The 14,258-nt window shown below is 66.9% G+C and carries 12 protein-coding genes and 1 pseudogene; 5 read left to right on the plus strand and 8 right to left on the minus strand.

From position 1 onward, the window contains the following. Window positions 1–2: 2 nt before the first annotated feature. Window positions 3–872: an NAD(P)-dependent oxidoreductase gene (locus tag ACSKB9_RS01695; RefSeq protein ID WP_438071315.1), complete on the plus strand. Its 870-nt coding sequence runs from the start codon at window positions 3–5 to the stop codon at window positions 870–872. Between the two features lie 84 nt (window positions 873–956). Beyond that, window positions 957–1,889 (plus strand): DMT family transporter, encoded by a 933-nt coding sequence (locus tag ACSKB9_RS01700; protein ID WP_438071317.1) that lies wholly within the window; start codon window positions 957–959, stop codon window positions 1,887–1,889. On the opposite strand, the gene ACSKB9_RS01705 is transcribed toward ACSKB9_RS01700, so the two are convergent. Together ACSKB9_RS01705 and ACSKB9_RS01710 are read right to left on the minus strand one after the other, a co-directional pair. After that, complete coding sequence (locus ACSKB9_RS01705; protein ID WP_438071318.1) at window positions 1,849–4,002, minus strand: carbamoyltransferase C-terminal domain-containing protein; 2,154 nt, start codon at window positions 4,000–4,002, stop codon at window positions 1,849–1,851. The two genes, ACSKB9_RS01700 and ACSKB9_RS01705, sit on opposite strands and share 41 nt — an antisense overlap. 36 nt (window positions 4,003–4,038) lie before the next feature. Next, entirely contained in the window at window positions 4,039–4,296 is a 258-nt protein-coding gene (locus ACSKB9_RS01710; protein ID WP_438080627.1) for a hypothetical protein, read from the minus strand. On the opposite strand from ACSKB9_RS01710, the pseudogene ACSKB9_RS01715 reads away from it, so the two are divergent. After that, window positions 4,295–5,397 (plus strand): annotated as a pseudogene (locus ACSKB9_RS01715) (ABC transporter substrate-binding protein). The gene ACSKB9_RS01710 and the pseudogene ACSKB9_RS01715 sit on opposite strands and share 2 nt — an antisense overlap. A 199-nt stretch (window positions 5,398–5,596) precedes the next feature. On the opposite strand, the gene ACSKB9_RS01720 reads toward ACSKB9_RS01715, so the two are convergent. From ACSKB9_RS01720 to ACSKB9_RS01745, 6 genes are all read right to left on the minus strand, one after another. Then, complete coding sequence (locus ACSKB9_RS01720; protein ID WP_438071320.1) at window positions 5,597–6,883, minus strand: O-antigen ligase family protein; 1,287 nt, start codon at window positions 6,881–6,883, stop codon at window positions 5,597–5,599. Window positions 6,884–6,889: 6 nt separating this feature from the next. After that, window positions 6,890–8,317 carry a glycosyltransferase family 4 protein gene (locus ACSKB9_RS01725; protein WP_438071321.1) on the minus strand — a complete coding sequence of 476 codons (1,428 nt, stop codon included), beginning with the start codon at window positions 8,315–8,317 and terminating at the stop codon, window positions 6,890–6,892. After that, window positions 8,314–9,054: an ABC transporter ATP-binding protein gene (locus ACSKB9_RS01730; RefSeq protein ID WP_438071323.1), complete on the minus strand. Its 741-nt coding sequence runs from the start codon at window positions 9,052–9,054 to the stop codon at window positions 8,314–8,316. Before ACSKB9_RS01730 ends, ACSKB9_RS01725 begins: the two co-directional genes overlap by 4 nt. 3 nt (window positions 9,055–9,057) lie before the next feature. Beyond that, window positions 9,058–10,995 carry a glycosyltransferase gene (locus ACSKB9_RS01735; protein WP_438071328.1) on the minus strand — a complete coding sequence of 646 codons (1,938 nt, stop codon included), beginning with the start codon at window positions 10,993–10,995 and terminating at the stop codon, window positions 9,058–9,060. 17 nt (window positions 10,996–11,012) lie between these two features. Continuing rightward, window positions 11,013–11,225 carry a hypothetical protein gene (locus ACSKB9_RS01740; protein ID WP_229193436.1) on the minus strand — a complete coding sequence of 71 codons (213 nt, stop codon included), beginning with the start codon at window positions 11,223–11,225 and terminating at the stop codon, window positions 11,013–11,015. Window positions 11,226–11,507: 282 nt separating this feature from the next. Further along, the gene (locus ACSKB9_RS01745) at window positions 11,508–11,951 is read right to left on the minus strand and encodes a hypothetical protein (protein ID WP_438071330.1); all 444 of its coding nucleotides are present in this window, start codon (window positions 11,949–11,951) and stop codon (window positions 11,508–11,510) included. A 162-nt stretch (window positions 11,952–12,113) separates the two neighbouring features. On the opposite strand from ACSKB9_RS01745, the gene ACSKB9_RS01750 reads away from it, so the two are divergent. Continuing rightward, window positions 12,114–12,989, plus strand: coding sequence for a DUF6502 family protein (locus ACSKB9_RS01750; protein WP_438071332.1), 876 nt, complete (start codon window positions 12,114–12,116; stop codon window positions 12,987–12,989). Then, window positions 12,986–14,233: a DUF5666 domain-containing protein gene (locus ACSKB9_RS01755; RefSeq protein ID WP_438071334.1), complete on the plus strand. Its 1,248-nt coding sequence runs from the start codon at window positions 12,986–12,988 to the stop codon at window positions 14,231–14,233. The genes ACSKB9_RS01750 and ACSKB9_RS01755 overlap by 4 nt, the downstream gene beginning before the upstream one ends. Window positions 14,234–14,258: the final 25 nt, after the last annotated feature.

Raw genomic sequence — 14,258 nt, forward strand, 5'->3', positions numbered from 1 at the left:
CCATGCCGCGCGTCGCTTTCATCGGATTGGGACGCATGGGCCACGGCATGGCCGGCCGTTACCTCGATGCCGGCTTCACGGTCGCGGTGTGGAACCGGAGCAAGGCCAAGGCCGCGGACCTGATCGCTCGCGGCGCGCTGTGGGCGACCTCGCCGGAGGATGCCGCAATCGACGCCGATGCTGTGGTGACCATGGTCGCCGACGACGAAGCCTCGCGCGCGGTCTGGCTGACCAGGGACGGCGCCGCCGCCAACATGAAGGCCGGCACGCTCGCGATCGAATGCTCCACGGTCTCGTACCAGCACACGGTCGAGATGGCGCGCGAACTGCAGAGCCGTGGCTTGGTCTACATCGATTGCCCGGTCACCGGCCTGCCGGAGGCGGCGGCGGCCGGCAAGCTGACGCTGCTGGTGGGCGCGGATCCCGCCGATCTCGATCGGGCGCGGCCGTTCCTAGCGCCGATCGGCAGCACGATCCGCCATTTCGGCGCGGTTGGCACCGGCACTGTGTTCAAGTTGATCAACAACCTGATCGGCGCGGTGCAGATCGCAAGCCTCGCCGAGGGCGTGGCGATCGCCGAGCAGGCGGGCCTCGACATGCAATTGGTGGCCGAGGCGCTGGCGACCGGCGCGGTGGCGAGCCCGCAGGTGATCCGCCACTCCAAGCGGATGATCGACCGCAACTTCTCCGGCGCATCGTTCACCGCGGCGCTGCGCCACAAGGATGCCGACTACGCCGTGCGGCTCGCCGAGACCTTGCTGCCCGGCGTGCCCGTGAGCCGCGCCGCGCTCGCCGCCTACGACAAGGCGAAGGCCCATGCGCCCGACGCCGACGAGGGCCAGATGATCGAGATCGTGTCGCGGCCGAATTAGGCGGGGCCGCCATTCTCGGAAATCGGGTGGGAATATTCGCGGCGCCGCGCTAGTCACCTGTCCGACTGCAGGTGAGCGCCCGATATGCCTTCCGCCGACAACCGCATCGATCGTCGCGACTGGGGGCTGCTTGTCATGCTGTCGGTACTCTGGGGCGGCTCGTTCTTCTTCAACGGCGTGATCCTGCGCGAATTGCCGCCGCTGACCCTGGTGCTGCTGCGCGTGGTGCTCGGCACGATCATCCTGCTGCCGCTGCTGCGGGCCGCCGGAATTGAATTCCCGCGCGGCCTGTCCGGCTGGGCGCCGTTCATTGCGATGGGGCTGTTCAACAATGTGCTGCCGTTCGCGCTGATCGTGTTCGGGCAGACCTATATTCCGAGTGGGCTGGCCTCGATCCTCAACGCGACAACGCCGCTGTTCGCGGTGGTCGTGATGGCGGCCGGCGAGGAGCGGCTGCAGGCGCGCCGCGTGGCGGGCGTCCTGGTTGGGCTGATCGGGGTTGCGATCCTGCATGGCGATGCGCTCGGCTTCGAGAGCCGGCAGGGCATCGGCATCCTGCTGTGCCTCGCGGGCGCCTTCAGCTACGGCATCGCGGCGCTGGTCGGGCGGCGGCTGCCGCAGCGCGTGCCGCCCTTGGGCACCGCGACGTTCCAGATGATGGCCTCGGCAGTGCTGATGGCGCCCATCGCCGCCATCGTCGATCGGCCGTGGCTGTTGCCGATGCCGCATCCCGCGACGTGGCTCGCCGTGCTCGGGCTCGCGGCGTTGTCGACGGCGCTGGCCTATATCGTGTTCTTCCAGATCCTGCAGCGCTCCGGCGCGACCAATGTGATGCTGGTGACGCTGCTGATTCCGGTCACCGCGATGCTGCTCGGATATCTCGTGCTCGGCGAGCCGATCGCGCTGCGCGAGGTGATCGGCGCGCCGGTGATCGCGAGCGCGCTGCTCTTGATCGACGGCCGCGTGCTGGCCTGGTTCAGCCGCGCGCCTGCTTCCACGCCGCAAACCATCCGCTGAAGCGTCCGCTGTCGCGCTCGCCGCCGTGCCAGGCGGCATAGGCGGTACCGTCGTCGGCGACCAGCACCACGGCATCGAGCCCCTTGGAGCGGCGCAGCGTGTCCATCGCCTGCGCCGGCGTCTGCGCGATCGGACCCGCGACATTGAACGAGGTGTTGACCGACATCTCGACGCCGATATGACGGCCGAGCGCCTTCAGATAGGCATGGGTGAGGGGATCGTCGGCCTCGCGCACGATCTGGATGCGGCCGGTGCCGTCGGCATGCACCACCGCCGGAATCTTCGCGCGCGCCTCGGGCTTCGAATGCGCCGTGAGCACCATGTAGTTATAGGCGTTGTAGTCAGCGTCGGAGGCGCCGTCTTCCAGCTCGAAATAATCGCGCGCAGCTTGCAGCGTCGCCATCGGCGCCAGCGGCCGGATCGCCTCGCGATACTTGACGCGCTCGTTGAGCCGCTCGCGCACCTCGGGATCGCAGGGATTGGCGAGGATCGAGCGATGGCCGAGCGCGCGCGGGCCGGTTTCGGCGGCGCCCTGATAGATCGCGATCACGCCGCCTTGCGCGACCATGGATGCCATCAGGTCGGCAACCGCATCGCGCCCTTCTGACGTCGCCACATTGCCGATCTCGGTCGAGGCGATGTCGTCGGCATGCAGCGCCGCGGTGATGTCGGCGTTCGAGGGCGGCAGGCCGCAATAGAATGCGTGCGACAGCGGCGCGCCGCGCGGCGCGCCCGCCATATGCGCGAAGAGCCAGGCGGCGCCGATCGGCACGCCGGGATCGCCGGGCACCGGCGGCACCCACATATGCAGCCGCGTCTTGCGCTGCTGCGCCCGCTCGAACCAGGCCTCGTCGAAATGCTCGAGCAGCCGCATGTTGCCGAGCGCGTTCAGCGCGACCCCCCCGGTCAGCACCAGGCGGTCGGTGCCGGTGGTGCGCAGGAGATGGTCGATGACATGGATCATCGCGTCCTCGAACACCAGTTGCGTCGCGGCCGCCTTGTCGACGCGGTCCTTGGTGTCGGGGCGGTGATTGATGTCCTCGACGCGCAGCACGGCGTCGGGATTCCAGAGCTGGTCCGGGCGCAGCGGCGGGCCGAGAATATCGATCAGCGGCTGATGATAGGGATTGTCGGCGGGATCGGCGTACCAATTGCCCATCGCGCGATTGAGCTGCACGCTGCCATTGGGCCCGAGCTGCAGCACCGCCTTCAAGCGCTGATAATACGGATTGGTGGCGCGGTTCATGTCGCCCCAGGCGGCGGCGCCCATGTAGCGGCCCTCGCTGGAAAGCCAGGTCCAGCCGCCCTGGCTCGACGAGATCACGGTGTAGAAAGCGCCGAGCGAATCAAACAGGCTTTCATTGCAATAGAGCTGCTTCATCTGGCCGTTCTCGGCGACATAGAGCGAGATCGAGCCGACGTCGCCGGTGCCGTCGAGCACCGCGATCGCAACACGCTCGCGCGTATCGGCGAACGGCGAGGCCGTGAACGAGTACCAGGCGTGATTGTCGTGATGCGGCATGCAGATCAGCGGCAATTGCTTGTCGAGCCCGTACATCCTGCCGAGCCGGCGCGACAGCCGCCGCACCTGATCCAGCTGGCGCAGATTGATCGCCGGTGCGATCGGGGCGCGCAGCAGTTTGAGGCTGGCCGGCGCTTCCTCGAGCGAGGTGCGGATCAGCATCGCCAGCAGCGCCGGATAGTCCCATGTCGTGACGAAGGCGGCGATATCGCCGATGTCGCGGCCCATCCGCTGCAACACCTTGCGCATGTCGTCGAGCGCGTGTTGCGGGAACTCGTTGGTGTGCTTGTTACCGGAGAAGCGCTCTTCCTCGTTGTTGACGATCAGGCGCGGTCCGTCCTTCTGGGTGATCTCGACCAGCGCGACGCCGGTATTGTGCGTGCCGGGGCAGGCGAGGCCTGCGATATAGACGGTCTCGCCGCGCTGCAGCTTTTCGCGGATCGAGGCGATCGTGCGCTGCGCGAACGCGCCATTGGCCTTGTGCAGGCCACGCTTCGCCAGCGCAGACTCGCTGAGGCGGCGCGTGATCTCATAGCCCGCGGCCGCAAGATGCGGATGCCGCGGACCGGTACGGATGTCCGGTTTACGCAATCAGAACGCCTCGACTCGTGATCCCCAGATCGACCTTCAATCATAAATAGCGCCAGGCAACAATGCCGTTTCGCCCAACGGAAAAACCCAGCGCTTGCCAGCACATGCGTCTCTTGCGAGACTTGCCGCCAAAACCAACGACAAAAATCGGGAGAAAACGATGCCGGCTCGTTTCGGATATATTGGCGCAATCGCGGCGTTCGCAAGTGCGGCACTGATCGCGACCTCGGCCACCGCGCAGAAGAAATACGATCCCGGCGCGAGTGATGGCGAAATCAAGATCGGCAACATCATGCCATACAGCGGCCCGGCGTCGTCCTATGGGGTGATCGGCAAGACCGAGGCCGCGTTCTTCAAGATGACCAACGAGCAGGGTGGCATCAACGGCCGCAAGATCAACTTCATCAGCTACGACGACGCCTATTCGCCTCCGAAGGCGATCGAGCAGGCGCGCAAGCTGGTCGAGAGCGACGAGGTGCTGCTGATCTTCCAGCCGCTCGGCACGCCGTCCAATTCGGCAATCATGAAATACATGAATGCCAGAAGGTGCCGCAATTGTTCGTCGCCTCCGGCGGCACCAAGTTCGGTGATCCCAAGAACTTTCCCTGGACGATGGGCTTCCAGCCCAACTACCAGAGCGAGGGCCGCATCTACGCAAAGTACATTCGCGACAAATTCCCCGACAGCAAGATCGCGGTGTTCTGGCAGAATGACGATGCCGGCAAGGATCAGTTCAAGGGCCTGAAGGACGGGCTCGGCGACAAGGTCGGCATGATCATCGCCGACAAGTCCTACGAGGTCTCCGATCCCTCGATCGATTTGCAGATCGTCGCGCTGCACGATTCCGGCGCCGACATCTTCTTCTCCTGGGCGGCGCCGAAGGGCTCGGCGCAGGCGATCCGGAAAGTGGGCGAGCTCGGCTGGAAGCCGAAATTCTTCCTCGCCAACACCGCGACCTCGGTCGCCTCGGTGCTGAAACCGGCCGGCCTCGAGTTCTCCAAGGGCATCATCTCGACCGCCTACCTGAAGGACCCGACCGATCCGACCTGGGACAAGGATCCGGCGGTGCAAAGCTGGCGCGCCTTCATGGACAAGTATTATCCCGACGGCGACAAGGCCAATGCCAACAACCTCTATGGCTATGTCCAGGCCGAGGCGATGATGCAGGTGCTGAAGCAATGCGGCGACAATCTCACGCGCGAGAACGTGATGAAGCAGGCCGCCAACCTGAAGAACTTCCACTCCGACCTGATGCTGCCGGGCGTCATGGTCAACACCTCTCCCGACGACTACTTCCCGATCGAGCAGATGCAGCTGATGCGCTTCAACGGCGAGGCGTGGGAGCTGTTCGGTGACGTCATCACCGGCGAGGTCGGGCACGAAGCGTCGCGGTAGGCGATCGGTTGTTAGAAAGGCGTTGCTAGCGCCGCAAACACGACTGTCGTCCCGGCGAAAGCCGGGACCCATACGCCGCAGCGGATGTTGTTGAAGGGACTCGTCGTTCCAGCATCGCGCAACGATCAGCATTTGTGGTTATAGGTCCCTGCTTTCGCAGGGACGACACCGAATGTGCGGCGCGGCGTGGGCCACAAATCTACGCCAAAATCTTCTCCAGCCGGCGGGCGCGGAGCGCCATGCCGCCGGCGACGCCGACGCCGATCACGTACATCCAGCCCTCGTGAAAATCGGACAGGTGCGAATTGAGCAGCGAGCTTGTGATGTTCTGCACGACCACGGCGAGTCCGATCCAGCTCACGAGATCGCGGCCGGCGAACAGCCTGACGTGACTGATCCACATCGCGTAGAGCAGCAGGATGCCGATCAGCCCCCACTGGACCCCGACATTGAGGGTCTGGTTGTGCGGGTTGTTGATCACCTCGGCCTCAAGACCGGCTTGTCCGACGGCATCCTGCGTGAACATGTGCCTGATCGCGCCGGTGCCGTGCCCGAGCCACGCTGCGCCGGCGATGAACTTCACCGACTTCCGCCAATAGGTCAGGCGCTGCGCGGTCGAGGCGATGCCTGACGTATCGTGGGCCCGATACTCGATGCCGACGTCGGCGATGCGCTGGCGGAGGTAGGGAGACGTGGTCCAGACCACGAGGCTGGTGACCGCGACGCCGGCGAACAGCAGCCGCGTGGCGCGCCGCGACAGATGCAGCGAGGCGAACAGGATCAACAGCACCGGCATGTAGACCAGCGCGGTCCGCGCCGAGACGACATAAAGCATGTTGGCGACGAACAGCAGCATCAGCGCGATGGCGCCGGCAGCGAAGCGCCATTGCCGGGCCCGCAGCGTCGTCAATGCCGGCAGTGCCAGCGCGAACGCACAGAGCGCGAACTCCTGACTCTGGTCGAGGTAGTTCTTGACCGGCACGCCGTCGGATGCGGTGTGCGCGAGCTTGAGCTGCGGCAGCGCCAGCACGATCCAGGACAGGATCATCAGCACCGTGCAGGACACCAGGAAGGCCAGGAACACCCAGAGCCCGCGCTGCGAGCGCTGGAAATAGCCGAGCAGGAACGGCAGCAGCAGCAGCTTGCCGAGCGGCTTGATGCCCTGCAGCCGCTCGGTCCAACTCGTCTCCGACCACGCCACACCGATCACGGCGAGTGCGACCAGCGCGATCGGCAACGCAAAGGAAGGCCGCGCGAGGTCGAGCACGAACTGCTCCCAGTCGATGGTCGGGATCACGGCGACAAGCCAGAGCAGCATGAAGACGGCGAGTGCCGTGGTCGACCAGGGTAGCGACGCCGTGGCCAGGGCAATCAGGGTATCGGTGGCGCGGACATAGGCGACTGAGGCGGACCAGGCGCGGACGCGATCGCGCCATCGTGCTGGCGGTTCGATTGCGAGACCAATGGCGTCGGAATCGGTGCTCATGACCGGTTACACGCCGTGCGCGGTTGCACCGTTGAAGGTCGCCATCGCGGCGGCGAGCGCCGCAGCAGCGGCCGCGAAGTCCGGGGCAGCACGATGCGACAGCAGGTCGCGCGCCTGGGTGTGGTGGCCGAAGCGCTCGGCCAGCTCGGCCCGCCGCGCGCGGATCCGGTCGCGCCATTGCTCCTGCTGCCCCAGCACGCGCCGCACCGAGGCGCAGATCGAGTCGGTCGAGAACGGATCGAAATAGTCGGCAAGCTCGCCCGCGACTTCGCGGAACACGGCAATATCGGAGCACAGCACGGGGGTATTGGCCGCGAATGCCTCGATGATCGGGACGCCAAAGCCTTCGGCGAGGCTCGGCATGATCAGGCCGTGCGCGCCCGCGATCAGTGCCGCCTTCTCGTGCTCGTCGACATAGCCGGAGAAGCGGACGTTCTTCGGCAGGTTGCGCGCCTGGTTGGCGCCGCCGGCATAGCCGATCACGACGAGATCAGCCTCCGGCAATTTGCGGAAGGCGTGGATGACGGCGGCGAGGTTCTTGCGGGGCTCGTTCGAAACGATGACGACGAAGCTCGGCCGTGCCGGGACGGCGGTTGGCGCCGCCGCAAGCGGCGCTTCCGCGACGTCGAAACGGGTCCGCGGATAGACCACTCGCGCCGGAATGTGCGCATATTGCGGGAGCAGGGCGCGGAAGCGGTTCATACTGTAGTTCGAGACGAAGGCGAGCTCGTCAGCCTGATTCACGCTGGTGAAAAGACGCGACAGGAACAGGCGTGTCGCGATGTCGTCCAGCTTGAGATCGGTGATCGGCAACAGGTCGTGCACGACGCAAATCACCTTTGCGCCCGGGCGGCGCTGGATCGCAACCCGGGTCGGAGTGTCGACGAGAATGACGTCGTAGTCGCGCGCATCGACCCGCGGCGGCGGCAACCGGGTCAGGGCCGAGGTGTCCTGATAGCTGTAGAAGCCGGGCTCGAGCAGGAAATCGCCGAACAACTCGAGATGGCGCAAGTCGGTCGGAATGTATTCGAGGCCCTCGGTCCGGTTCTCGATCCGCTTGACGCTGGTCGGCAGCAGATAAATCGAGCGCAGGAAGGCGATGATGAATTCGAGCGAGGTCGCCGCGTTGAGCTTGTGCTTGAACCAGTCGACGGTGCGGCGCAGGCCGCCACGCATGATCGGCGAGTTCATGTCGGTTTCATCGAGGTAACGATAGAGCGCGAGCAGCTCGATCAGCCGTGAGTCCTCAGGCAGCAGGCGCGTCCGCTGCTGCCTGCGGCGCAGCTTCCGATACCGGCGCGTGGTTTCCACGACGAGGGTCAGGGCATGGCCGTCGCCGGCCAGCGAGCGGATCAATTCACGGGTGAAATGGAAGATGCCGCGCTTGTGGTTGGGCTCACCAAGCGCCTCGCTGACGACCAGGATCTTTGTCATGCGCTGATTTCTCTGAGCTCGAGGTGATGCGGGGCGACCGCATCCAGCGCGACGGTGCTGGCGATGCGGCCGTGATCGAGATTGATGATGCTGTTGCAGGTCCGGCGCAGCAGGGCGTGGTCGTGCGAGGCGATGATCACGATCGCCGCGGTCTCGACCATCTTGCGCAGCCGCAGCTCGGCCTTGGCCGAGAAATTCTCGTCGACCACGCTGAGCCACTCGTCGAGCAGCAGGATATCGGCGGGAAACGCCGTCGCGGTCGCGAACAGCACGCGCATCAGCATGCCCGACGAGAACATGCGCAGCGGCAGCCGCTGCATGCGCTGCTCCAGTTCAGTGAACGCCCAGATCTCGTCCAGGATCGCCGGCGTCGGCCTGCGTCCCGAGATCCGCAGCAGCAGGCTGATATTGTCGGCGGCGACGAAATCGAGATTGACGCCGGCACCGAGGCCGAGCAGCGGCACGATATTGCCGGAGATCTCGACCCGGCCGCTGGTCGCCGGGAACACGCCGGCGATCAGCCGCAGCAGAGTGGACTTGCCGGAGCCGTTCGGACCGGCGAGGCCGATGCGTGCGCCGGCGTTCGCCTCGATCGAGATGCTGTCGACTGCGCGGATGGTCCGCATCTCGCTGGTCTGGCGGAACAGGCGGCCGAGCAGGCGGCGCTTCAGCGAGAAGTCGTAGGCGCCGTACAGCGGATAATCGAGGCAGACGTCGCGGAGGTGGATGCTTGCCATGCCCTAGATCCAGAATGCCGCTTTGCGCAGATGAGTCGTGGTGACGATCGCGGCGATCGCGAGCGCGGCGAGGCACGCCAGCACGTAGATCACGGTTGCCGTTGCGACATGACCGGTCGCCAGCGGGTCGCGCCAGATCGCGAACAGATGCGTCAGCGGATTGAGCCGCATCACGGTCGAGCCGCGATCGATCATCTCGGATGTCCAGATGATCGGCGAGGCCAGGAAGGCCAGCGTCAGCGAGGACTCGATGATCGGCTTGATGTCGCGGTAACGCGTCGCCAGCGCGCCGAGCACGAGGCTCAGCCCCAGCGTGCAGACCACGAACAGGGCGAGGCCGGGGAGGGCGGCAATGGCGCCGCCGACATCGCGCGGCGTCAGCACGAGCCACAGGAGCAGCGGCACGATCGCGTTATGGGCCGCGAACAGCGCCTGCCGGAAGGTACATTGCAGCAGGAAGATCACCGGCGGCAGCGCGCGATCCTTGATCAGGCTGGCCGAGCCCTGCAGCGCGGTGGTGGCGTCGAGCACCACGCTGTTGAGGAAGGTCCAGGCGGTGAGGCTCGCCGCCAGCATCGGCAGCCGCGCCACTGCGCTGGCGTTGGAGAGATGGCCGATGATCGAGCCGAGCACGGCCACCATGATCGCCATCTGGATCGACATCCAGAAGGGTCCAAGGAGGGAGCGGACGTAGCGATGGCGCACGTCGGACCAGGCCAGTGTTGCCGCGATCTGGATCGCGCCGACGAAACCTGCCGTTCGGGAACGCGGGGCTGGGGCTGACGACCCCGCGTCCCTTGCGGCGGCCTCCTCGGTAACGACCTTGCGATACACCGTCTCGACTCCCTCCTTGAAGGCTGCGGTTGAGTATTTCGTCAGTGCGCGATGGCGCGCGGCCTGACCCATGCGGCGGCGCCGCTCGGGATCGTTGATCAGTGTCTCGATGGCGTCGGCAAGCGCGGCGGGATCGCCGGGCGGCACCGTGATGGCCTCGAGGCCGTCGCGGGCGACATGCGGAACGCCGGTGTCGAGTGCGGTGTTGACGACGGGCCGGCTTGCGGCCATCGCCTCGAGCTGCGCCAGCCCGAAAGTCTCCGCATTGGTCACCGACGGCATCACGAAGACGTCGGCGATGCGCATCAGCTTGACGCGTTCGCTCTCGGACACCGAGCCGAGCAGGCGGACGCGGTCCTGCAAGCCATAGTCGCGGATCAGCTGCTCGAGGTTGTCGCGCTCGCGGCCCTCGCCGACGATCCAGACCCCGAAATTGCGGGCATGCGCGGCGCGCACCAGCACGTCAAAACCCTTGTAGGGCACCAGCCGTCCGCAGGCGAGCACGAGACGGCCGCGGGCGTTGACGTCGTCGGCCTGGGCGGCCGGCCGGTCATATTTCGCGACATCGACGCCGAACGGAACGGCGTGGCACTTGTCGGAAAATTCCTGCAGCAGCGGCGTGGTTTCGATCAGCACCGGATCGGAGACGATGATCGCGGCGGCCCGGCGCAGCGTTCGCCGCATCATCGGCTCGACGAGGAAGCGCAAGGCCGCGTGCGAGACGATGTCGGCGTGCCAGTGCACGACCAGCGGGCGGGTGCGGCCGAGCCCGAATGCGAAGACGAGGTCGGCGAGCGGGAAGGGGGCGTGCAGCGCCAGCAGATCGTGCTCGGCGATGCGGCGCCACAGCCGCCACGGATAGGTCGGCGCCGCCGGCAGCGACAGCACGTCGCCGAACGAGTGCACGCGCTCGACCGCAACGTCATTGACCACGATCTGCCGCTCGCCGGAGCGCGAGCAGACCAGCACGGCGGCGTTGAACGTGTCCTTCAGTCCGGCGCAGATATCGCGGATCACCGTCAGCGTGCCGCCGAACAGGTCGGGATAGTAGACCTTGAAGATGTGGAGCACCGACGGACGCCGGGCCGGCTCGTCGACGACGATCATGGGCGGCTCGATCCGGATCATGCGACGAACAGGGCGACGATGAACGGCAGCGCCAGCGCGGCGGCGAACACCAGCGAGCGCAGCAGCGCCGGAAACACCGGCTCGATCGGGCCGCAGGGCGCCTGCGGCGTGAAGCGGAATGGCGCCTGCGGCGTGAAACGTAGTGCGGTGGCGGCGAACCGACCGGGTTCGTGAAACGAACAGGATTCGCGGGCCGAACGAAGAGACATTGGGTCGGATTCCCTTTTGGATGAATTCTCGATACGTGGGAAAATTTCACACGTCAACGGTATCGGACTAAAATGTGGGATTATGTCCCACGTATGGCGATGGATAACTTTTTGCGGACGGGTGCGGAGCGCATGACGGTGCGATCGCGCCGCGACGGCGCGGGCGAGCGAATGCGGGCGTTTCTAAAGCGCCATGAGCCTACTTGTGGATCGAGCAACGGCCTCCGCTTCACCTCGCCCCGCGTGCGGGGAGAGGTCGGAACGCATCGTCAGATGCGTGCTCTAGCGGGAGCGTCGGGCCGGCTCGGCGGTGCTGCGTTCGATCGGCTGCATCTGGCGCCTGATCGCGGCGATGTCGAAATGAATCCGCTCGGGCAGCATTGCCGCTGCCGGGCGCTGCAGATCCTGCTCGATCACGACGCGCTTGCCGCCGTCGGAGGTCAGCGCAATCGAGATCGATTGCGCGCGGGGCTCGGCGCGGAGGCCCGCATGTGCGCGGCAGGCATATTCGCCGGCGCGCAGGCCGCCGAAGCCGAAGGCGAGCAGGCGGCCGTAGATGTAGAGCGCGAGCAGGTCGGTTTCGTCGAAGCGGCGCGGCGTTCCGGGCGCAACGCCCGGCAGGCAGGGATAGCCGCCCGCCATCACCGTCGACACGAACTCCTCAAACGGAGCCTGGGCGATCCGGCAGGCTTCCGCGATCGCAAGGTCGAATCGGGCAGACGTCATGGAGCGGTCCGTGGCGATGGCGGCAGTGCCGGACTCCGTGACACCCGCTGGCGAGCGCGCGAACCTTGTCCGGAGATGATTTTGTTTCCCATAAGTGGGAAAATGTCACACGTCAAGTGAGGTGGGATTGTGTCCCACGGCGCGGACGGCTAAAAGTTAGGCATGAATGCCAAGGCCCCGAAGTCGAAGGTGGGATCGTCCGCGCCGATCGCCGCAGCGAAGCTGCATGCGCCGCTGGCGCGGATGCTGCGTCCGCTGGTGCGGCTTTGCATCCGCGGCGGCATGACGTTTCCGGCGCTGACCCAGCTGCTGCGCGAGCTCTATGTCAACGTCGCCGAGCACGACTTCGCGCTCGAGGGCAAGGAGCAGACCGACAGCCGCGTCAGCCTGCTGACCGGCATCCACCGCAAGGAGGTGGCGCGGCTGCGCGGCGCCGGCGCCCCGGTCAATGCCGTGCCGGCGACGCTGTCGCGCACCAGCGCGATCATCGCGCGCTGGCTGGCCGGGCCCGAGTTCACCGATGCCAAGGGCGATCCGTTGCCGCTGCCGCGCACCGCGGACGGAGGCGCCGCGTCGTTCGAGACGCTGGTCGAATTGATCACCAAGGATGTGCGGCCGCGCGCCGTGCTGGACGAATGGCTCGACCGCAAGCTCGTCACCATCAATGACGACGACGAGATCATGCTGGTCGAGGAGGCCTTCGTGCCGCATGGCGACGACGACCGCAAATGGCACTATCTCGGCCGCAACCTGCATGATCACGTGGCGGCCGCCGAGATGAACGTGTCGTCGGCCGCGCCGCGCTTCCTCGAACGCGCGGTGCATTACGACGGCCTGTCGGCGAAGCTGGCGAAACGGCTCGAGGGCCGCTCGCGCGAGCTGGCGATGGAGGCGCTCAAGGTCGCCAACCGCGAGGCCAACCGCGCGCTCGCAAAAGACAAGGGCGGCGACTATCGCTGGAATTTCGGCATCTACATCTACCGCGAGGGGCCGGATAGTCCGGTCGATGACGATGCCGACGAAGGCGGTGCAGCGTGAAGCGCCCGCCGGTCATTTCGCGCCGCGCGCTGCTGGCAGCGTTCTGGCTTGCCGGAACGTCGCTCGCGGGCGCGCAGGTCAAGAAGCGCGGCAACGACCAGGGCATCGGCGGCACCGGCATCACCGGTTCCGATCAGGGCATCGGTGGCACCGGCATCGTCGGGGTGATCCAGCGGTTCGGCTCGATCTATGTCAATGGCGAGCGCGTCGCCTACGCACCCGACGTGCCGGTCCGAATCGACGGCGAGGCGGCGAGCGCGAAGGCGCTGCGGATCGGACAGCTCGCGCGCGTGGTGGCGCAGCGCGATGCCGGCGGCACGCTGTCGACCAAACGCATCGATGTGACCAGCGAGGTGACCGGGCCGGTCGAGCAAATGAAGCCGGGCGCCCTGACGGTGCTCGGCCAGACGGTCGCCTGGACCGGACGCGAGAGCTGGCTGAAGGTGGGCGCGCATGTCGCCGTGTTCGGGCTGCGCCGCACCGACGGCGTCGTCGTCGCAAGTCTGGTGCAGGAGCGCCATGACGCCGCCGCGCGTGTCGCAGGGCCGCTCGAGCGCGACCGTGCCGGCGTCTTGCGGATCGGCGAGCTCAAGCTCGCCGGCGTCGATGCGGCGCTGGCCGGTCAGCGCGTGCAGGCCGAAGGACACGTCGCGCAGGGCGTGATGCAGGTGTCGCGCAGCCGCGCCGACGACTTCTCCGATCTCGCCGGCGCGAACCGGCTGTTGATCGAGGCCTATGTGCGGCGGGTCGGCAACGACCTGCAGCTCGGCTCCGGCTTTGTCGCGCGCGACCATTCGCGGTTTTCGCCGGCGGCCGATACGCGCGTCGTCGTCAACGCGCAGCTGTCGGGCCCGCGCGAGCTGCGCGTCGAATCGGTGCAGTCGGTCGGCAAGTTCCCGGGCTCGTCGGTGAAGAGCCCGGGCACGCCGGGCCGCGGCCCCGGCGGATCCGGGCCGGGTCATGGATCGGGACCGGGCGGCCCGGGCGGCCGCGGCGCGCCTGGTGGCGGCGGTCCAGGTGGTGGCCCCGGTGGGGCGCCGTCCGGCATGCCGGGCGGCAGCCCGCCAGGCGGCGGGCCTGCGCCTGATCCCCTGAGTGGTGGACCGACCGGCCCCGGTCCCGGTGGCTTCGGCCCGCCCGGCGGACCGTTCGGTCCTGGCGGCGGTGGTGGTCCGTTCGGGCCCGGCGGCGGATTCGGCGGTGGCGGACCGCCCGGTGGCATGGGCGGCGGCGGCCGCCGCTGAAACCACAAACAAGATCGGCGCAAGC

The organism is Bradyrhizobium sp. BR 1433 (assembly GCF_051547665.1).
Lineage (GTDB): Bacteria > Pseudomonadota > Alphaproteobacteria > Rhizobiales > Xanthobacteraceae > Bradyrhizobium > Bradyrhizobium australafricanum.